The sequence below is a fragment of the Arcicella aquatica genome (genome assembly GCF_034928825.1).
In the GTDB taxonomy this organism is placed as follows: domain Bacteria; phylum Bacteroidota; class Bacteroidia; order Cytophagales; family Spirosomataceae; genus Arcicella; species Arcicella aquatica.
In genome coordinates, this window is record NZ_JAYFUL010000001.1 from 227,738 (window position 1) to 248,054 (window position 20,317).

Genomic DNA, 20,317 nt, shown 5'->3' on the forward strand with positions numbered 1-20,317 from the left:
AAAACAATGAGAAAACTATTACCAATAATATTTATTCTGACTACTTTTTGTTCATTAGCTCAGAATTTTTTACCTACACAAGAACCTTTCGGTAAAAACCGTATTCAATACCGTCCGTTCAAATGGAAGGTACTGGCTTCGCAAAATTTTGAAATTTATTTTTACGAAGGGGGTCAGCAAACCGCTACTTTGGCCGTTCAATTGGCTGAATCAGAATTCGATAGAATTACTGAAATTCTAGGCTATTCGCCATTTACAAAAACAAAGATTTTTGTGTATAATGCCACACAAGACCTCAATCAAAGCAATGTGGGGCTAAACCTTTCAAGCGAAAGAGAGATTCGTGAGGAAAATTTAGCAAAATCGAGAATCGAAATTGCGTATTCGGGCAATGCCGAGAGCTTCAAAAAGCATATTACCAAAGAAGTTGCCCATGTTTTTGTCCATGATATGCTATATGGTGGAAGCATCAAAGAATCTTTACAAAACTCTTTGTTGCTAAGTGTACCTGAATGGTATATGAGCGGTATTACAGCCTATATTTCTGAAGGCTGGAATACCGAAGTTGATACTTATATGCGTGATGCTATCAACAATAAATATTTAAAAAGACCCAACTTAGCGAGTGGCAGAGAGTCGGAATTAATAGGACAGTCTATCTGGACTTATATTGCTGAAAAATATGGAAAGGATAATATTGCCAATATTCTGAACTTAACCAGAATCATTAGGAATGAACAAACGTCGATTTCTAGTACTATTGGTGTTCCTTTTTCTAGATTTTTGAAAGATTGGCGTGAATATTATTCAGTAATGAATGATGCTATCAATAATAGTAACTATCAGGCGCTGAAATACGATTTAAAAATAGACGAAAGCAAATTCAACAGTTTTGATAAAATCAGCAAGTTCAAAATAAGTCCAGACGGCGCTTTTATTGCTTATTCAAGAAATGAACTGGGCAAATCGAGTATCGAAATACTGGATGTAAAAACTAAAAAGAAAGCCTTGTTGCTTACGGCGGGCTATAAAACACTCAAGCAGTCTGTAGATTATAATACGCCTTTACTTTCATGGACAAAAGGTGGCTCGTTGGCTGTTATTTATGAGAACCAAGGCGATGTGGTACTCAGTGTATTTACAGATATTACAGAGAAAGATTTGACAGGTAAGTTTTTTACTCGAAAAGTATTGAGCGATTTTGACCAAGTTCAGGATTTTGATATTTCTGACAATGGTAGCACTGTAGTACTTAGTGCCATCAGTAAAGGACAAAACGATTTGTTTCTTTATGACATTCCAAGAGGGAAAGTACAGCAATTAACAAATGATTTGTATGATGATTTAAGCCCACAATTTGTAGGCAGTGCGGGTAAAATTATTTTTACCTCAAACCGACTGAAAGATTCTTTAGATATTGATAAGGGTACCTACAAGCAAGTAAATAATCATTTCAACTTATTTTTACACGAAGGCAAGCCAAAGCAAGAAACGGTAAAGCGTTTGGTTGATTCATTAGGAACGATTACAAGACCTATCGTATCAGACGGAAGTACGGTGTATTTCTTAAGTGATGAGCGTGGTATCAAAAATATTTATCGTTTAACTGCTGGAGATTCTACCGTAACGCAAGTAAGTAATTTCAGAAATAACATTGAAGATTTCGACTATACAGCAAGCACTAATAGCTTGATTTACAAATTTTTAGAAAAAAATCAGGATATTATCGCCTATCAGGCACAAGCTGACTTTAGTCCTAAAACTAATGTTCCATACACGCTTAGAAATGTAAGGCTTTATGGCATCAATCAAGCGGCTTATAATCCTGTAAAACCAACCACGCCATCATCAACACCTACTACTGAAACAGCAAATACTGCTGTTAAAACTCCGAAATTAATACTTGATAAAGGAGAAATAGATACAAACGATTATACGTTTGATATTACTTCTGTTCCAAAAAATTCAGGACAAAATAGTACTGAGGCACCGAAAAATGATAAAAGAAATAAGGTAGAGAAAATCATTTTAGCAAAGCAAAATCGTAAAGAAAATATTAAAATAAAAGCCCCGACAGATTATAATAACCCTTTTGTTGTTAATAATACCGACCTTGACTTTATGGTTGACCCGCTTCCGCAAAGAGGCTTTGGGTTGAAAGGAACCATCAATATGAATGACTTGCTTGAAAACCACCATCTTCAAGGAGGGATATTTATTACGCCAAATTTGAAAAACTCAGATTTATGGGGTGAATATTCATATTTAGCGAATAGAATAGATTATAGTGTAAGATTTGACCGTCGTTCAATTTCAGAAGAAACATCATCGACTATCAATAAATATCATTTTAATAGAATTTCAGTAGCAGCTTCCTACCCTATTAATACTAATACCCGCATTACGGCAACGCCTTCATTTACCACAAACAGGTTTTTGAATTTGGTAGATTTGACTACTCCCGATGGTTTCTCTTCTTATTTAGGCGGTAAAATTGAACTTGTTTACGACAATACCATCAGCCACGGCGTAAATATGTTGGAAGGAACTAGGTTCAGAGCCAGAATTGAACATTATACTGGTCTAGCCAATTCTATGGATGGGTATAATAGAATCTATCTCGATTTACGTCATTATCTAAAACTAGGGAAAGGCACTATTATCGCTGCAAGATTGTCGGGAGGACATTCTTTTGGAAACTCTCCGAAACAAACTGTAATGGGAGGTATGGATAACTGGCTTGGTATTCAGTATCAAGATAGAAGTGGTGATACTAAAAATCCTTTTAATCCTTTAACTGCCAATACAAAAGAGCCACAAATCGATAATAAAGATATATTTTTATTAGACTACGCTACTTCATTGCGTGGCTTTAATATCAACAAGTTATCAGGAACAAGTCACTTATTATTTAATTTTGAGGTAAGATTACCGATTGCTAAATATTTATACAGTGGACCGATTTATAATAATTTCTTCAAAAATCTTCAGTTAACTGGCTTCACTGATGTTGGTTCTGCTTGGACAGGTGCTAGTCCATTCTCTAGAAGAAATGGTTTTAATACCATCGTAAAAGGGCCTTCTACTAACCCATTTCAAGCAACAGTAACGGATTTTCGTAATCCATTCTTGGTTGGCTATGGTGTAGGTGCAAGAACTACCATACTAGGATATTTTGTAAAGTATGACTTGGGCTGGGGGCTAGACAATAAAGAGATACAAAGTCCAATTTCTTATATAACTTTGGGATATGATTTTTAAAATATCCTAAAGTTTATATGAATAAGTCAATTTGTGTATTATCTATTTTATTGTCGTTTAGTTTCTATTCAGGGAATAGTCAAATTTTGACGACTTCAAATCTTCCTATTTTAAAAGTCAATACCAAAGGAAGAAATATTGTTGACGAACCCAAAATATTAGCAACAATGCAGCTAATTCATAATGAAAAAGGGGGGCAAAACAATGTAAATGATATTCCTAATGTTTACAACGGACTTATTGGTATCGAACTAAGGGGATCTTCTTCTCAAGACCTTTTCCCTAAAAAACCTTATGGCTTTGAAACATGGGCAGATACCACTGGTAAAAGTCGTAAAATTAGTTTTCTCAATTTTCCCGAAGAATCAGATTGGGTGCTTAACGCCACTTATAATGATAAGACTTTGATGCGTGATGTATTGACGTATGACTTAGTCAATAAAATGGGTAGATATGCTACACGTACTCGTTACTGCGAAATGCTGGTGAATAATGACTATCAAGGTTTGTACATTTTGATGGAAAAAATCAAAAGAGATAAAAATCGGGTTGATATTTCTAGCTTAAAAATAACCGATAATACTGGCGACGATGTGACGGGAGGCTATATTTTGAAATTAGATAAAACTTCTGGCTCTCCTTCTAAAAACTGGACTAACAATACTACCACTCCTTTCGGGAACTACAAAACATTTTTTCAGGTAGAATATCCAAAATATGCGGATATTAGCCAACCTCAATTCGACTACATCCAAAAATATGTCAATGATTTTGAAGCAGCTTTGCTAGCACCAGATTTTAAGAGTCCACAAGCAAAATGGCGTGAAATGTGCGATTTAGATACGTTTATCGACTATTTCTTGATTACTGAATTTGTCAAAAATGTAGATGGATACAGATTAAGCACATTTTTCTATAAAGAAAAAATCACAAAAGGCGGTAAATTGAAAATGGGACCTGCCTGGGACTACAATCTAGCCTTTGGCAATGCTGATTATTATGATGGCTATAAATCTACGGGCTGGCAATACAAGGTTAATGAAATTGCTTTGCCTAAAGGTGATATATACCCTGCTCCCTTTTGGTGGCAACAATTAGCTCAGGATTCTATCTTCAAAACCAAAACAGTAAAACGCTGGGAAGCACTTCGTAAAACTACCTTCAATACTGAAAACATTAATAAATGGATTGATTCTACTGCCAGTGGGTTAGAGCCAGCCATGAAAAGAAATTTCAATAAATGGCCTAATGTTTTGGGTAAGTATGTATGGCCCAATTATTACGTAGGTTCTACTTATCAGGATGAAGTCAATTGGCTAAAAGAATGGATTAGAATACGGACTTTGTGGTTGGATACACAATTTCAAACATTTGCCTTGACATTAGGCAATGAAAATATGGCAGAAAGAGAGCAACCTATTAGAGTATTCCCCAATCCGATAGAAAGCCAAACAACGATTGATTATCAGGTATTTAAGAAAGGGAATGTTTCAATCATTTTGTATGACATCAACGGTAAAACAATAAAAACCTTAGTAGATGAAATACAGACAAGCAATACTTATCAGCTATCGGTGAGCTTAGAAAACCTTTCTGCTGGCACTTATATATTAAATTATTTATTAGACGGCATCCCTGTTGAAAGAGTGAAATTGTTAAAAAAATAAACAGCTACTTTCAACTTGGTTTATAAAAAGCGACTGATAAACGAGGTTGTAATTTAAACAACATAGTAGAAAGTCCTTCGCTAAGATTTTGCAGATGTTCATCTAAAGAAATCAAATAGTGACCATCCCAAATATCAATTAAAGAAACCAAAGGAGTATAAAACGTTATGCCTATTTCATGAGCTTTGATGTCTTTAATACTGGAATCGATAATATCCATTTGGTAGTTATTGAAGGGCATAAAGTTATTACCAAGGTTATCTGCCAAGTGATATATTTTACCCTTCCATTGTAGGATATAGGGATGAGCTGCCATGCTTACCAAAAAATGTAGTTTTTCAGCATTTTCGTCTTTACTAAGTATTTCTTTGAAGGTGAGTAGCGGCTCGTTCTTATTATTATAAAGCTGAGATTGCATCAAAAATTCTTGATAGGTACTTTCCCAGATATATTTCTCCCATGCTGTGCGCGAGTGTTGATTAATAACAATCCTAAACGCAAATCTTACTTGTCCTTGTGGCATTATTTGATATAGAAGCTGTTTAAACTTTCCCTTTCGGGTTAAACTAAGTCTTTTAGAATAGCTTGTTCCAAAATTTACTCAACGTAGCGATGCTATACTTTGCAAATTTTGAAAAAATCAATTCAAAAATACAATACTTTCACCTAAGAAACGAAACGTTTAAACAGCTTCATAATTTAAAAAAGAGGTCTGGAAAGTATTATCCAAAACCTCTTTCATGAATATGAATAGTTAATTGCCTAAGCCTTTACATAAATCGTATGAACCAATACATATCCATCTGCTACACTGCCTGTTACTGTTGACATTTCATTAGTAAAACCATCTCCAAAAACATTATCTGTAGCATTTTTAGTATCAGCTTGTCCATGACTGGCATAAACGCCTTGTGCATAGACTACGGCACTAATATTCTCAGGAAATGCAATTTGTGTAACCAACAAGGATGTACCCGATGCATTATATACATGCACATGGATATGTGGCGCTCTTCCCGAATACCAGCCCGGATAGATACTTTTGAAACTAGCCACACCAGTACTATCAGTAGTTTGTCTTCCTCTTAAAAAATGCACAGAAGTATAATTCGTTTTTTGCATACCCGTTCCTCCGTATTCTGAATACTCACCTGCGGCATCACAATGCCAAATATCTGTAATAGCGTTGGCTAAAATATTACAGCTATTATTTACATTTCTGATGACAATATTTATTGTGAGCGGAGTACCTGTTCTGTCCGAAGTAATGTCTTTAATAACTAACGTAGCAGGAGACTTTGTAGGAAAAGGACCTTCTGTCTCAGAATTTGTGACTGAACAACTTGACGGTGTAACTGTAGTATCTACAGTACCACTTGTGGTTGTCGTAGTTGTATTAGCAACTATATCATCTTCTTTGCAGGCTGTTATTAAGGGAACGGCTATCGCTACGGCACCTAAAGAGCCAAAGCTTTTTCTTAAAAAATCTATTCTTTTCATTTGATCAACATTTAAGGGGGTTCATCACAGAATACACCATTTAAGAAAGCTTTATTGCCTGGCCTAAAAATTAATTTAAACGAACTTCCATCAATAAGATAATTGCATTGTTTGAAAGAGCCTCAAATTCTATCTTGGTATCAATAGCTAAGTTCCATAAAGCCAGTCCATCTTTCTTTTCTAAAAGCCTGTTTTGTACTTCAAAAGCACCTTCAATTACGAAAGCAAACAAGCCATTGGCAGGATTTTCCAATTGATAAACTCCCTCATTGCGTCCATCATATTGACCAATGGCAATTGGGATAGTGCCAGACCCAAAACTTAATAATTGATTTTTATTTTCAAGCGAAAGATTAATAATATCATTTGTACTAGCGAGTGAATCAATATCGCTAATACTTATTTGTATTTGTAAAAAATTGATTGATTTATCAGGATAAGGGTTATCAAGGATAACTACATCGCCTATCTTTCTTGTAAGTATCATTACTTGCCCAGCAACAATATATTCTGGCTCTTGATGACCTCTGATAGCTAAGCCACCAACAATAGGAAGAAGGATTAAGACAGCATCTTCTTTTAGAAAGAAAATGAAATGCGTCTGTTCTGGCCCAAGCACTTCATCATTCAATACTTTTAAGTTTCCAAAAGGGCACTCATCATTAAAAGTATGAAACCTTTTGAAGCTTCCTCCAACAGTAAGTCCTCTTTTTTCAGCAAGGTATATTCTAGCTTCGTTTTGTTCTAGCATGATCAATGAAACGTTATTTATCTTTCTTCAACAGAGAATACATCAAACTTGACAAGCATATTGCTTTTGAAATGATACGTCTTGTTTAACTAACCTTCAAAAGCAATTTTCGCATGTGCACCATCACAATAAGGTTTATTGCTCGACCCTCCACAACGACAAAAGGCAGTTGTTTGGCTTTTCATGGATTCATTGCCCTCGTTATCTTTTACGGTTAAGTTTCCATAGACCAACAATGGCCCGTTTGCGAGTACTTCTACTAATGTACTTGCTGTAGATTGGTTTTCTTGTTTATCTTCATCATTCATAAAGTAGCTTAAAGCACTAGAAGGGCAAGCTTTTACTTGTTCAACAATCGTATTAGTATCTTCATTTTCTAGTGTTACCCACGGACGTTTCCTAGGATTAAAAACAGTAGGCAAGCTTTTGAAGCAAATGGTAGAATGGATACATTTTGAAGGTTGCCAAACCACGGTTACTTCTCCGTTTGAATATTTCTTCTTGATTTCCATGAATATATTGGGCTTTGTTCAAACGATATTACAAAAAATCCTGATACATTCTAAAAACTTTGCGAACTTTACACTGAATTTTGTTAATCAGAAAAACAATGGAACTTGAAACTTTAGCACTTCCAAAAACAATCATTCCGCTTTTAGAGAAAACCCATGCGGCATCTGGAGAAATGAGACGTTTGACGGATGAAAAGAAAAAAGCAATTCTGGAGCGTTTGGCAGTGGTTTTATTAGAAAACAAAGCTCAAATCATCGCTGAAAATTTGAAAGATTTAATCCGTATGGATTTATCTGACCCTAAGTATGACCGACTGGTATTAAACGAAAGTCGTATTGAAGCTTTGGCAGAAAGCATTAGAGAAATAGCGGTACTCCCCGACCCTTCAGGTGCAACTTTATTAGAAAAAACCTTAGATAACGGTTTAAAAATCAAAAAAATAGCTGTTCCGATGGGTGTAATCGGAATTATTTATGAAGCACGCCCTAATGTAACGGTTGATGTAACGGCATTATGTATTCGTTCTGGAAATGCGGTGGTATTACGTGGCGGTTCGGATGCTTTTGATACCAATTCATACTTGTTGAGCTTGATTCATCAAGTTTTAAAAGAATTTAATATCAATCCAGCTTGTATTACGCTCTTACCAACCGACAGAGCATTGGTAAAAGAATTATTGACAGCTACTCGTTTTGTGGATTTAATTATTCCACGAGGTTCAGCCTCTTTGATTCAATTTGTGCGTAAAAATTCGTTAGTGCCTACCATCGAAACGGGTGCGGGTGTTTGTCATACTTATGTAGAAAGCTCGGCAGATTTAGCAAAAGCCATAGAAATTGTAGCCAATGCTAAAATATCAAGACCATCGGTTTGTAATTCATTAGAGACCATTATTATTGATGAAGCCATTGCTCCTACTTTTTTGCCTTTAATTGTTCAGGATTTTGCTAAAGCTGAAGTAGAGATTTTTGCTGATGAAGTATCTTTCGATGTATTGTCAAAAAGCAATTATCCTTATTTACAAAAAGCCCAAGACGATGATTTTGGTAAAGAATTTACTGATTTTAAATGCTCTATCAAAACTGTTAAAAACATTGAGGAGGCTTTGGAACATATCCGTAAACATTCAACCCGCCATTCAGAGGCTATTCTAACTACTAATGAAAAGCTTGCTGAACTATTTACTACTGAAGTAGATGCCGCTGCGGTTTACACCAATGCATCTACCCGTTTTACTGATGGCGGACAGTTTGGATTGGGAGCTGAAATCGGAATCTCAACTCAAAAATTACATGCACGTGGGCCATTTGCTTTAGAAAAATTAGTGACTGAGAAATGGGTGATTACAGGTGACGGACAAGTAAGATGGTAGTGTGCATATAAATTGGTATTTCGAAGAAAATAAATAAAGGGGTGGCTCGTCCATCCCATCTCGTTATTATTATGAAAATTGAAGCCTACCAAGTATCAGAAGTAATCAACTTAAAAAAGTTTAGAAACGAATATACCAACGAACCTTTGTTGTTTAATAATTCTGAACTTTTTTATAAACAAGAAGAAAATAAATACTGCTATTTACTAAGTTATGGTGTGGTTGTATTTGGCGGATTTAATGATTTAGAGAAAAGTGCGTTTCTGAAATTTGTAAAAACTTTTGCCGAAGACCTTGTCACCGCAAAGTTTGAAGAAAACTTTCACCTTCAAATGGAGGCTCAAACAGCCCTTATTCTTCGTCATAATTCTATTACTATTCCCGAAATCACTGAAGATTCTATTAGAATTGTAATGCTTAATATCGGGCAGTCGGTGGCCTTAGATTATTATGAATTTTTGACGCTAGAAATTTTTCAGGATTCTCAGAAATTCACTGACGAACTTGAACAAACGGGTACGTTCAGTCATTCAAAAAAGGATTTATTGAAATTTATCGGCAGAACCCTCAACATTAAAAATAGTATTATCGATAATCTTTACATTTTTGATGCGCCAGATATCGTATGGGAAAATGAAGATTTAGAACGTATAGACAAGGGGTTAAAAAGAAATCTTGATTTAAAAATGCGTTATCAAGATATTGACTACAAACTAAAGATTGTTCAGGAAAACCTAAAGCTCTTCACAGATTTATTACAAAACCGAGAAAGCACGCGATTAGAATGGATTGTAATTATCTTGATTCTGATAGAAGTTTTTGACATTTTGGTAAAAAAGTTTTTTGATTGAGTTACCGTATAATAAAAAACAAGCGAAATAATCCACTAATAATCAACCTATTAAGAAAAATAATTGCTTTTTTATCACGTAATTTATTTGTAGATTACTTTTTCTACTTTATCTTTGTACAGTATTATATATTATTTTACACTCATACATTTAAAATAACCCACACAAATGAAAAAAACGTTTCTACTCATCTTAAGCTTAATCGCTTTCTCTTACGCCTCTAAAGCTCAAACTCGTTTTGGTATCAAAGGCGGTGTCAATTTTGCTAATACTACAAACTCTATAGGAGGAATTTCTGTATCTGGAAGTTCAATTACGTCTTTTCATGTTGGAGGTGTACTAGAATCTAGATTATCTGAAAGAGTCTTTATTCAACCTAATTTGTTATTTTCTCAAAAAGGGACTAGTATAGAAATATCTGGCTTGGGTTCTGGAAAAGATACTTATAGTTATCTTGAACTTCCTGTAAATGTACTATATGAAGTAGCAGATTATTTCACGCTTGGCGGTGGACCATATTTAGGTTATGCCCTAAGTGCAAAAACTACCTCTGGAGGAGTTTCTCAAGACATAGAATTTGGAGCTGGTGGCATGAAACGCTTAGATTATGGTTTAAATTTTACTGCTGGTTATGAAGTAATTGATGGTTTAACAATAAGTGCTAACTATTCATTGGGTCTTGCAAATATTGCTGACATAAATAATGTTACAATTAAAAATAATGTAATTGGTATTTCAGTTACTAAGTTTTTTGGTGCTAAATAATTATAATAATTTAATATTCAAAAAGCTCAGCAAATTTGTTTTGCTGAGCTTTTTGAATATTAAGGCATTTATTATTTTTAAATCCTCTCAATTAATTATTATAATGATCAATAAAATTCTATTAGTAATACTTCTTATTACCTGCATATTTACTTCAAAAGCCCAAACGAGAATAGGTATCAAGGGTGGAGCTAATATAGCCAATGTTTACGCAACTTCAGGAAATGAATCAAGCTCTGGAGACGCTATCACTACTTTTCATATTGGTGCTTTATTAGAAAGTAGATTTACTGATAAAATTCTTTTTCAGCCTAATCTTTTATTTTCACAGAAAGGTTTTTCTGAAAAGCCTACCAATAAAGCTACTGTAAATTATATTGAACTTCCAGTAAATCTCTTGTATGAAATAAGTAGGAATCTCACTTTTGGAGGTGGAATATATGGTGCCTATGCTATCAATGGCAAAGGAACATTAAATGGTAAAAGCTATGATTATGATTTTAGTAAAGGCAAAGCAAACCGTTTTGATTTAGGTGTAAACCTAATCGTTGGATATGAAGTGATAGATGGAATAAGACTCAATGTAAATTATACACATGGTTTTGCCAATACTGTCGACAACGTAAATCTAAATATTACTAACAGAGTTTTGGGTTTTTCAGTAATAGCACTTTGGGGAGAAAGATAAACCATCATACTTTATAAGTTTTAATTGCCCTGCAAAATTGATTTTGTAGGGCAATTTTATTTACTGACGGCATGACTTGGAGGCATAACCATCAGTATGCTATGCTAAAACTAAATCCATAAAATCGACATCCTCTTATTCCTATTTGAAATATCGTACGCTTGTACTTACATTTGTATATGGAAAACTTTGTCGTTTCAGCCCGAAAATATCGCCCGCAATTATTTGATTCCGTCGTTGGTCAGTCGCACATTACCACTACGCTCAAAAATGCTATCCGTACCAACCACTTAGCGCAAGCTTTCTTGTTTTGTGGTCCTCGTGGAGTAGGAAAAACTACTTGTGCCAGAATTTTAGCTAAAACTATTAACTGCCAGAACCTTAGCGAAGAAGCAGAAGCTTGTGGCGAATGTGAATCATGCCGTTCATTTCAGAATAATGCCTCTTTTAATATTCATGAACTAGATGCTGCCTCAAACAATTCTGTTGATGACATCCGTAGCTTGATTGATCAAGTGCGTTATCCTCCGCAATCTGGTAAATACAAGATTTATATCATCGATGAGGTGCACATGCTTTCAACGAGTGCATTCAATGCCTTCTTGAAAACATTAGAAGAACCACCTTCGTATGCCATTTTTATTTTAGCTACTACCGAAAAGCATAAAATATTACCGACGATTCTTTCACGTTGTCAGATATTTGATTTTAATAGAATTCAAATTCATGATATGACACAGCATTTATCTAAAATTGCTGTGCAAGAAGGCATAGAAGCTGATAATGATGCCTTGGAATTAATTGCCCAAAAGGCAGATGGTGGCTTGAGAGATGCCCTTTCGATGTTTGATTTGAATGTTACTTTTTCAAAAGATAACATTTTGAGGTATTCGGAAGTACTGGATAATTTACACATTCTGGATTATGATTACTATTTCAGAATGACAGAGGCTTTACTGAATAGTAATATCTCAGAGTCATTCTTACTTTTTGATGAAATTTTGAAAAAAGGATTTGATGGTCATCAGTTTACTGTAGGTTTACTAGAGCATTTCCGTAATCTATTAGTTTGCAAAGACCCTATTACAGTCAGATTATTACAAGTATCCGAATCAGTACAAGCCAAGTATTTGGCACAATCGGCTAAAGCTCCTTATTCGTTTTTAGCTTCTGCATTGAGCATCGGTTCTGCTTGTGACTTAAACTATAAAGCGGCTAAAAATCAAAAGCTACATGTTGAGATTTGCTTATTGAAACTAGCCAATATTTCAAAAGTATTGAACTTAGCCACCTTACCAGCTACGGAGGGCGAAGGCCTGGGAAAGGATTTAGGGAGTAAGGAAAACGAAACGAAGGCAAATGAAGTTGTTGCAAGTACCACTGTACAAACTTCTAACCCAATAAGTGTTCCCCAAACCCAAACTATCGCTCCGCCAATTGGTAAATTAAGAAGTACAGCTACGCTCGGTAAGCCTATTAATGTGGCTCAGGAACCTGTCAATACGATAGCACAGCCTGCTACTATTCAGCAAAATAAGGCTTTTACATTTGAAGAATTACAAACAGCATGGAATGCTTTGGTTAAGCATTTAGAAGAAAAAGAACGTTTTAGCGAATTCGTAATTTTGAACAGGCCTTTTACACTAAAAGGTACGACTATTCACATAGAAGTAGATAATGATATTCAGGTAGATTTATTAACGACTACTTTACGGACAGAAATTCTTAATCATCTAAGAAAGGTTCTTTATAATACGACGATTCATCTGGAAGTAGTAGTGGCTGAGGTAGAAAATAAAACGTTGATTTATACCCAAGCAGATAAGTTTAGGTTTTTGGCAGAGAAAAATCCTGCCCTCAATGAATTAAGAAATACATTAGGATTGGATTATGATTATTAATACATTGCTTTAAGCATCAAGCAATAAGCTTTAGGTTATGCTTGAATTTCGAAGAAAAGTATGAAACGCAGAAAGTTCATTCATAAAATTTTTACCCTCGCTACGATGTCAAAATCTGGCGGGGGTATTCTTTTTACACAAGTTGAAAAAAAACAAGTCATGAAAACTCGTACAAATAATCCTGATTTAAAAACCATCTTGGACACGTGGGAAGGAACTCCAATCGACGATGAAGGTCGATATATGAACCATGAATTTCCTTTTCTTCCTACATTTGGGAGCGTCTTTAAATGGATGACCACTAAGAATCCACAGAAACAATTCAAAAAAGAAGATACTTGGCGGTTACCCGTCATAAAAGATGATGCTTTTTTGAAGGACACACAAGATATGATTGTCTGGCTTGGTCATGCTTCGTTTTTTATTCGATTGAATGGCAAGCAAATCTTGATTGACCCAGTACTTGGTAAAATACCTGCTACAAAACGCCATTCTGAATTACCAATTTCCCCAGAAAAACTAACCAAGATTGACTATATTTTAGTTTCTCATGCACATTACGACCATTGTGATAAAAGCAGTTTGAAATTATTACAAAGCCAAAATCCTAAAGCAATTGTTTTGACGGGTCTAAGAATGACTTCTTTACTCAGCAAGTGGATTCCTAATAACGAAATCCAAGAGGCTGGCTGGTATCAGCAATATCAAACCTATGATGATTTAGCCTTTTATTTCTTACCTTCCAGACATTGGTCAAATCGTTCTTTAGGCGATGCCAACAAAAGACTTTGGGGAGCATTTGTGATAAAAAGTGGTAATAAAACTATTTACTTTGGTGGAGACTCAGGCTATGGAAGTCATTTTAAAGAAGTAGCTACCTTATTTCCTAACATTGATGTAGCCATGATTGGTGCGGGTGCTTATTCGCCACGTTGGTTTATGTCTCCCAACCATCAAGACCCTGAGCATGCTGTTCAAGCGTTTAACGAAACACAAGCCAAAGTAATGGTTCCATTTCATTATGGTACTTTCGACCAAGCTGATGAGCCCCTATCAGAACCAGAAAAGATTTTAACACAATTGGAAAGCGAAGGACAAATTAATCAAACACTAAAAATTTTAAAAGTTGGTGAAGTCCTTCCTGTATAAAAGAGCTTCTTTTTTACATTTGCAGAAAAAAATTTAACAAAAACTAAGAAAATAGTTTGTAAACTAAAAAATTAGTTTTATATTTATATCAAGAATTCAAAGAGGTATCTATCATAAATAAATTCATAGAAAAAATGCAATCAGTAGAAAGAGAATTAACCAAAGCTGAAGAACAAATTATGCAAGTACTTTGGCAGATAGAAAAAGGTTTTGTTAAAGACGTTTTGGATGAGTTGCCAGAACCTAAGCCAGCTTATAACACAGTATCAACCATTATCAGAATTTTACAAGAAAAAGGGTTTGTTAGTCATAACTCTTATGGAAAATCACACGAGTATTTTCCAATTATTAGCAAAGAAAGTTATAGCTCGTTTGCCACTGAAAAATTAGTAGAAGGCTATTTTGAAAATTCGTTTTCTAGTTTGTTTTCATTCTTTTCTAAAAAAGGGAAAATTGATGTAAAAGATGCAGATGAAATTCTGAGTATGATTAATAAAATGAAAGAAGAAGGGCAGTAAAATGCTTTAAGTAAGTGTCATTAAGTAAGTTCCAAAATACACCTGTTAAATATTAAACGTACCAAGTTCTACATTCATTAGTTGATAAGTGTGATAAAACAAAAACACGATAATTCTACACCTTATAATTTTAACTTTTGAAAATTAACGTTCTATCAATCAAAACACAATTAATACAATGGCTGAAATATCTGCATCCGAAAACAATGGTTCAAAAAAGAGGAGTCATAAATTATCAACCAAGATTGATATGACACCTATGGTAGATTTAGGCTTTCTACTCATCACTTTTTTTATGTTAACCACTACCCTCGCTAAGCCTGTAGTTATGCAATTGAATATGCCTGAAAAAGATGGTCCTAAGAAATCGGATGTTCGTTGTTCAGAATCTTTGACAGTTGTACTAGATGACCAAAATAAGATTTTTTATTATCAAGGCCTAGCTTGTGACCCAAAAGTTAGAAGTACTGATTTTTCTGACCGAGGAATCAGACAAGTACTCTTTGACTATAAACGCAAGATTGGAGACAATTTTACGGTAGTGATAAAGTCTACTAATAAAGCAAAATATCGAAACATGATTGATTTATTAGATGAAATGAAAATCACTAATAATAGACGATATGCCATCGTTAATATTACATCTGAAGACGAAAAACTATTGAGTATTAAATAATTGCAACAATCTCTTTAATCATTAAGCTATCCGAAAACCAAAATGTACCGCTATGAATTGGCTAAGCTATCTCCTTCAAGTAAATCTGTATTTAATACTTTTTTACGGTTTCTATCGATTATTATTAAAAACAGAGACATTTTTCAACCTCAATCGAGGCTACTTGGTGGCATCAGCTGCATTGGCCTTTTTTATACCGTTGATGCAGTCGGAATGGGTAAGAAGCTGGTTCGTTACCGAGCAAGTATCACAAACCTTTAGTACGTTTTATTCACCAGAGGTTTTTTACATTCCTACTCAAAAGATGCCAAAGGGTAGCTTAACAGTGGGTGATATGCTTGCGTTCTCCTACATCATAGGTATTATTTTGGGCATTTGTCGCTTCGCAGGCAACTTGGCATACTTAGGAAAAATGATGAAAAGAAAGATTGATGGGGATAAAAATCAAAGAGCCTTCTCTTTTTTCAATGTAGTATTTGTTAGTAGAGAGTTGAAAAATCGCTCTACTATTATGAAACATGAGTTTGTTCATATCCGACAATTACACTCTGCCGATATTATGTTGTTTGAGCTCATCGCTATTTTCAACTGGTTCAACCCTATTGTGTATCTCTACAAAAGTTCCATAAAACAAATACATGAATTTATAGCCGACGAAGTGGCTAGTCGCCATGAAGCATCCAAAGCAGATTATGCTATGCTACTTTTTCAAGAACAATTTGGTGTTCAAGCGATTCCTTTAACTAATAATTTTTTCAATAATTCACTTCTAAAACTACGCATTGATATGTTACAAAAACAACGTTCTACTAGTACAGCATTATTGAAATATGGTTTGACGGCACCCTTATTTATGGCAATGATAGTAGTTTCATCAGCAACTTTGGCTAGTAAATCTATTGCTAATATTGAGGATAGTATTTCGGAAGTGAGTAAGCAGGGTATCGAAAAGATTAACATTGCCTCCCAACCTTCAAAGTCTGCTAAACAAGTATTGGCAGAGTCTGGGATTGACGTATCTGATGCTTTAATCATTAGTCCAACCTTGGCAAAGGAGCTTAGAGAAGCTAAAGGACTTGTTAAAAAGGATACACCTGAAGTATTTATTGCTGCTGAGAATATAGTTGTTGAGAAAAATCCGGAGTTCCCGGGTGGTATGGAAGCTTTTGCACAGTATCTTCACGCCAATTTGAAATACCCAGAAGCTGCTCAAAAGGCTAATGTATCAGGAAAGGTATATGTACAATTTATCGTTAATCAAGATGGAAGTACTTCAGACCACGAAATACTAAAAGGAGTTGGATATGGCTTGGATGAAGAAGCCATCAGGGTTTTAAAAAGTGTGCCTAAGTGGGAAGCAGGTGAGCATCAGGGACGCAAAGTAAATAGCCGTTTTACTGTACCTATCAACTTTGTGTTGAATAATAATAAAAAGAATGATAATCCAGGAATTTATATAAATAAAGATAATGGGCAAAAAATAATTGAAGGTAAGATAAGTGAGATAACAGTCACTTTAGACAATGTACAAGGAGGATTGAAAAATAAGCCCCAACCCCTTTATATTTTAGATGGCACAGAAATTCCATCATTTAAATTAGAGAAAATAGACCCAAATACCATTGAAAAAATTGATGTTTATAAAGATGAAAAAGCCATTGTAAGATATGGCGAAAAAGCTAAAAATGGGGTAATTGTGATAACCTCTAAGAAAAAGTAAATAAGTCGAAAACCTCAATACTACATTGAGGTTTTTTAAAAATCAAATCAACTAAAAAATTAGTTTAACATCCAAACACAAACAATCATGGAAAATCAAACAGTATTACACGAAGAAGACGAAACATTGGAAGACATTGTTTTCCAAAACCGTAACAAAGCTTATGGTGCTTATCTTTTACGCACTGGATACCATAAATCTATCAAAATTGCACTGGGAATTGGTGTCAGCTTATTTTGCTTGGCTGTAGCGGCTCCTATGATTTTAGCCAATATCAAACCTAAAGAGAAAACAGAACTAACGATAGTGTTAGAAGATTATATAATTCCAGATCCTCCCAAAGATGTGCCAATAGAACCTAAATTGACTCCACCCCCACCACAAGAGGAGGTTAAAGTACCTAAAACAATTGCCTTTAACGAACCTGAAATTGTAGAAGACGATAAAGCAACAGAACTCCCTCCTGATCAAGAAACACTTAATAATACAGATGCTAAGATTGGTTCAGTAACGCAAGATGGAGATACAGGTGAAATACCCGTAGATGACCCTGACAAATTTAAAACTGGAGAAGGTACTGCCCCTGTAGAAATAAAAGCTGAAGTAGAACAAGAATTTTTATCTGTCGAAGTAATGCCTGAATATGCAGGTGGGAACGCTGCCTTGGCAAAATTTCTTCAGAAAAATCTACGCTATCCTCGAAATGCCTCAGATGCTGGTATTGGTGGTAAAGTATATGTACAGTTTGTGGTTGGTAAAGATGGAAACATTTCAAACATTGATATTCTGAAAGGCTTAGGGTTTGGATGTGATGAAGAAGCCCAAAGAGTAATAAAGCTTATGCCACGCTGGAAACCGGGAAAACAATCGGGTAGAAATGTTACTGTAAAGTTTACGCTACCAATTGTTTTTCAGCTTGACCAATAAAGTAAGTGCTAATACTTAGGAGATATAAGAAAATAAAATTTGTTTTAGTAAAAAGTATTGTTAAAATATAATTATTTCAACTTTATTATATTTTAATCATTTGGTAGTTAGGATATTATAAAATATTTTTTTGAATATTTGTGTTAACTTTGGTGATAATAATAAGACTGTTTTAACTTTATAAGAATATAAATTCTATGATTGTTCTCTACTTTACTTTTTGTCTTGATACAAAAAGTAACAAAATCAAGAATTTATAATCGCAGTGGCGAACCACCTCGCTTCGCTCAAACAGTATAAATTCATTACTGGACACCGAAAAAGTATAAAGATTTAACAGGTAGCTTCAACCAAAAATATTAACCTGAATTATTTTATAAAATAAAAATATTAATCTTAAAACCCAATTACGATTATGGCTTTAACGAAACAGTATTCAAAAAGTAAACCAGTTTGTAAAGTAACTTTTGCTCTTCCAGCAGAAACTGTAAATGGTGCAAAACAAGTAAGTGTATTAGGTGATTTTAACGAATGGAATCCTACAGCTTTGAAAAAACAAAAAGATGGTACATTTAAAGCATCTGTTGAATTAGAAGTAGGCAAAGAATTTGCCTTCCGTTATTTAGTTGATAACGACCTTTGGTTGAATGATGCAGAAGCAGATAAATTTGTTCCAAATGGTGTTTCTTACGACGAAAACTCGGTAGTAGTACTTTAAGTAGGAGTTGTAAATTGTGAGTGATGAATTGTGAATCGTTTATTTAATACAGACTACTTAATTAAAAGACGGTAGAAAATTAGAGTATTTTGCTCAACTTAATTTTCTACCGTATTGTAAGCATACAACACTTTTGTACTGAACTTGGGGTAATTTAGGTTATTGCTAGTCTTAATCCTTAGTTTTTGATTTCTCCTCGGATGCTTCTATTTATACTTTTACTATCATTTTCTTCTCGTACATAATCCACAAGATTCCCAACCAAATCAGTACAAAAGTGATTGCTCCTGCCAAAGAAGCATTTTTTGGTTCGCTAAAAAAAGGAACAATGAATGATTTATACAGCCACGTAATGGAGCTTACCTTTTCGCCATCGGGCATCGCTATTTTTATCATGTTCATAATGCGTGGAATTAAGCCTGATAAAAAGAACACTGTGATGGCATTGACACCATATACGACGAAAGGCTTTGTCCAGAAAGTATATTTTTTGACATCTATCAACCAGTAAAAGCTAGCCAGAAAAATCATCGCCAAGCCAATCGTCCAAAGGGCATAAGAACTTGTCCAGAGCGACTTGTTAATCGGAAAACCTGTGGCATCCCAAGCCCATGCTAGCGCTAAAGAAATACTTGCGTAGAAATAGACATACATCAACTTCTCTGTTACTTCTTTATCTTTTCTTTGCAACCAAGTACCTACTAATACGCCAGCTAGTCCATTGGCAATAGCGGGAATTGTGCTTAATATTCCTTCAGGGTCCCACGTCTTTACTGCCTTGTATAAATGAGGAACACCCAAAATTAGTCTGTCTAAATACGCCCCTAGATTATGTTCTGGTTCTAGGTTGGCAGCACCAGCATCAGGAACAGGCACAAAAGTCATCAATAACCAATAGCCTATCAGTAGCGACGCAAAGATGATTTGTTGCGTTCTATTTTTAGTGGTTAAAAACACAATAGAGCTTACTAAAAATACCAAAGCTATTCTTTGTAAAACACCAGGAATTCTGACTACTGAAAAATCAAATTTTGGAAAAAGTGAGAGAAAAAGTCCTAATCCAAAAAGCTTGGCACTTCTTTCAATAATCTTTAGAATAGTTTTACGGTCGGCTGTTTTTCCTTGAAAGGCAAATGAGATGGAGACGCCTACAATAAACAGAAAAAAGGGAAAGACTAAGTCTGTGGGGGTACAGCCATTCCATTCGGCGTGTTCTAATGGTGCATAAATATGTCCCCAATCGCCTGGGTTATTGACAAGAATCATCATGGCGACCGTCATTCCACGAAATACATCCAAAGAAAGTAAGCGTTGTTTCATATATATGTTGATGAATAAGT

At 34.8% G+C, this 20,317-nt stretch carries 18 protein-coding genes; 13 read left to right on the forward strand and 5 right to left on the reverse strand.

What is annotated here, in order from left to right; translation table 11 throughout:
- Window positions 1-6 precede the first annotated feature (6 nt).
- Window positions 7-3,261 (forward strand): hypothetical protein, encoded by a 3,255-nt coding sequence (locus VB264_RS00910; RefSeq protein ID WP_323246128.1) that lies wholly within the window; start codon window positions 7-9, stop codon window positions 3,259-3,261.
- Between the two features lie 17 nt (window positions 3,262-3,278).
- The gene (locus VB264_RS00915) at window positions 3,279-4,928 is read left to right on the forward strand and encodes a CotH kinase family protein (RefSeq protein ID WP_323246129.1); all 1,650 of its coding nucleotides are present in this window, start codon (window positions 3,279-3,281) and stop codon (window positions 4,926-4,928) included.
- Window positions 4,929-4,938: 10 nt separating this feature from the next.
- Here VB264_RS00915 and VB264_RS00920 read toward each other — a convergent pair whose 3' ends face one another.
- The 4 genes from VB264_RS00920 to VB264_RS00935 all read right to left on the reverse strand — a co-directional run bounded on the left by VB264_RS00920 (window position 4,939) and on the right by VB264_RS00935 (window position 7,691).
- Complete coding sequence (locus VB264_RS00920; RefSeq protein ID WP_323246130.1) at window positions 4,939-5,451, reverse strand: hypothetical protein; 513 nt, start codon at window positions 5,449-5,451, stop codon at window positions 4,939-4,941.
- A 239-nt stretch (window positions 5,452-5,690) separates the two neighbouring features.
- Window positions 5,691-6,428 (reverse strand): dioxygenase family protein, encoded by a 738-nt coding sequence (locus VB264_RS00925; RefSeq protein ID WP_323246131.1) that lies wholly within the window; start codon window positions 6,426-6,428, stop codon window positions 5,691-5,693.
- A 70-nt stretch (window positions 6,429-6,498) separates the two neighbouring features.
- Window positions 6,499-7,179 carry a pirin family protein gene (locus tag VB264_RS00930; protein ID WP_323246132.1) on the reverse strand — a complete coding sequence of 227 codons (681 nt, stop codon included), beginning with the start codon at window positions 7,177-7,179 and terminating at the stop codon, window positions 6,499-6,501.
- An 89-nt stretch (window positions 7,180-7,268) separates the two neighbouring features.
- Window positions 7,269-7,691, reverse strand: coding sequence for a (4Fe-4S)-binding protein (locus tag VB264_RS00935; RefSeq protein ID WP_323246133.1), 423 nt, complete (start codon window positions 7,689-7,691; stop codon window positions 7,269-7,271).
- A 98-nt stretch (window positions 7,692-7,789) separates the two neighbouring features.
- Here VB264_RS00935 and VB264_RS00940 point away from each other — a divergent pair, with 98 nt between their 5' ends.
- The 11 genes from VB264_RS00940 (at window position 7,790) to VB264_RS00990 (ending at window position 18,977) form a co-directional block, all read left to right on the forward strand.
- Window positions 7,790-9,064: a glutamate-5-semialdehyde dehydrogenase gene (locus VB264_RS00940; RefSeq protein WP_323246134.1), complete on the forward strand. Its 1,275-nt coding sequence runs from the start codon at window positions 7,790-7,792 to the stop codon at window positions 9,062-9,064.
- A 71-nt stretch (window positions 9,065-9,135) separates the two neighbouring features.
- The gene (locus tag VB264_RS00945) at window positions 9,136-9,915 is read left to right on the forward strand and encodes an RMD1 family protein (protein ID WP_309913864.1); all 780 of its coding nucleotides are present in this window, start codon (window positions 9,136-9,138) and stop codon (window positions 9,913-9,915) included.
- A gap of 168 nt (window positions 9,916-10,083) precedes the next feature.
- Window positions 10,084-10,680, forward strand: coding sequence for a porin family protein (locus VB264_RS00950; protein ID WP_323246135.1), 597 nt, complete (start codon window positions 10,084-10,086; stop codon window positions 10,678-10,680).
- Window positions 10,681-10,783: 103 nt separating this feature from the next.
- Window positions 10,784-11,368, forward strand: coding sequence for a porin family protein (locus VB264_RS00955; protein WP_323246136.1), 585 nt, complete (start codon window positions 10,784-10,786; stop codon window positions 11,366-11,368).
- Between the two features lie 179 nt (window positions 11,369-11,547).
- Entirely contained in the window at window positions 11,548-13,269 is a 1,722-nt protein-coding gene (locus tag VB264_RS00960; RefSeq protein ID WP_323246137.1) for a DNA polymerase III subunit gamma/tau, read from the forward strand.
- Between the two features lie 60 nt (window positions 13,270-13,329).
- Window positions 13,330-14,418 (forward strand): MBL fold metallo-hydrolase, encoded by a 1,089-nt coding sequence (locus VB264_RS00965; protein WP_323246138.1) that lies wholly within the window; start codon window positions 13,330-13,332, stop codon window positions 14,416-14,418.
- 134 nt (window positions 14,419-14,552) lie between these two features.
- Window positions 14,553-14,936: a BlaI/MecI/CopY family transcriptional regulator gene (locus VB264_RS00970; protein ID WP_309913847.1), complete on the forward strand. Its 384-nt coding sequence runs from the start codon at window positions 14,553-14,555 to the stop codon at window positions 14,934-14,936.
- A 178-nt stretch (window positions 14,937-15,114) separates the two neighbouring features.
- A complete protein-coding gene (locus tag VB264_RS00975) occupies window positions 15,115-15,612 on the forward strand; it encodes an ExbD/TolR family protein (RefSeq protein WP_323246139.1) in 498 nt (165 codons plus the stop codon).
- Window positions 15,613-15,664: 52 nt separating this feature from the next.
- The gene (locus tag VB264_RS00980; RefSeq protein WP_323246140.1) at window positions 15,665-17,332 is read left to right on the forward strand and encodes a M56 family metallopeptidase; all 1,668 of its coding nucleotides are present in this window, start codon (window positions 15,665-15,667) and stop codon (window positions 17,330-17,332) included.
- 87 nt (window positions 17,333-17,419) lie between these two features.
- Complete coding sequence (locus tag VB264_RS00985) at window positions 17,420-18,259, forward strand: energy transducer TonB (RefSeq protein WP_323246141.1); 840 nt, start codon at window positions 17,420-17,422, stop codon at window positions 18,257-18,259.
- Window positions 18,260-18,674: 415 nt separating this feature from the next.
- A complete protein-coding gene (locus VB264_RS00990) occupies window positions 18,675-18,977 on the forward strand; it encodes an isoamylase early set domain-containing protein (protein ID WP_323246142.1) in 303 nt (100 codons plus the stop codon).
- Window positions 18,978-19,187: 210 nt separating this feature from the next.
- Here the strand turns inward: VB264_RS00990 and VB264_RS00995 are convergent, their stop codons facing one another.
- Window positions 19,188-20,297, reverse strand: coding sequence for an acyltransferase family protein (locus VB264_RS00995; RefSeq protein WP_323246143.1), 1,110 nt, complete (start codon window positions 20,295-20,297; stop codon window positions 19,188-19,190).
- Window positions 20,298-20,317: the final 20 nt, after the last annotated feature.

Coding starts and splice junctions, on each gene's coding strand:
- VB264_RS00925 (WP_323246131.1), bottom strand. CDS start 6,428: ATGAAAAGAATAGATTTTTTAAGAAAAAGCTTTGGCTCTTTAGGTGCC.
- VB264_RS00980 (WP_323246140.1), top strand. CDS start 15,665: ATGAATTGGCTAAGCTATCTCCTTCAAGTAAATCTGTATTTAATACTT.
- VB264_RS00990 (WP_323246142.1), top strand. CDS start 18,675: ATGGCTTTAACGAAACAGTATTCAAAAAGTAAACCAGTTTGTAAAGTA.
- VB264_RS00915 (WP_323246129.1), top strand. CDS start 3,279: ATGAATAAGTCAATTTGTGTATTATCTATTTTATTGTCGTTTAGTTTC.
- VB264_RS00985 (WP_323246141.1), top strand. CDS start 17,420: ATGGAAAATCAAACAGTATTACACGAAGAAGACGAAACATTGGAAGAC.
- VB264_RS00945 (WP_309913864.1), top strand. CDS start 9,136: ATGAAAATTGAAGCCTACCAAGTATCAGAAGTAATCAACTTAAAAAAG.
- VB264_RS00995 (WP_323246143.1), bottom strand. CDS start 20,297: ATGAAACAACGCTTACTTTCTTTGGATGTATTTCGTGGAATGACGGTC.
- VB264_RS00940 (WP_323246134.1), top strand. CDS start 7,790: ATGGAACTTGAAACTTTAGCACTTCCAAAAACAATCATTCCGCTTTTA.
- VB264_RS00920 (WP_323246130.1), bottom strand. CDS start 5,451: ATGCCACAAGGACAAGTAAGATTTGCGTTTAGGATTGTTATTAATCAA.
- VB264_RS00950 (WP_323246135.1), top strand. CDS start 10,084: ATGAAAAAAACGTTTCTACTCATCTTAAGCTTAATCGCTTTCTCTTAC.
- VB264_RS00970 (WP_309913847.1), top strand. CDS start 14,553: ATGCAATCAGTAGAAAGAGAATTAACCAAAGCTGAAGAACAAATTATG.
- VB264_RS00960 (WP_323246137.1), top strand. CDS start 11,548: ATGGAAAACTTTGTCGTTTCAGCCCGAAAATATCGCCCGCAATTATTT.
- VB264_RS00955 (WP_323246136.1), top strand. CDS start 10,784: ATGATCAATAAAATTCTATTAGTAATACTTCTTATTACCTGCATATTT.
- VB264_RS00975 (WP_323246139.1), top strand. CDS start 15,115: ATGGCTGAAATATCTGCATCCGAAAACAATGGTTCAAAAAAGAGGAGT.
- VB264_RS00910 (WP_323246128.1), top strand. CDS start 7: ATGAGAAAACTATTACCAATAATATTTATTCTGACTACTTTTTGTTCA.
- VB264_RS00930 (WP_323246132.1), bottom strand. CDS start 7,179: ATGCTAGAACAAAACGAAGCTAGAATATACCTTGCTGAAAAAAGAGGA.
- VB264_RS00935 (WP_323246133.1), bottom strand. CDS start 7,691: ATGGAAATCAAGAAGAAATATTCAAACGGAGAAGTAACCGTGGTTTGG.
- VB264_RS00965 (WP_323246138.1), top strand. CDS start 13,330: ATGAAACGCAGAAAGTTCATTCATAAAATTTTTACCCTCGCTACGATG.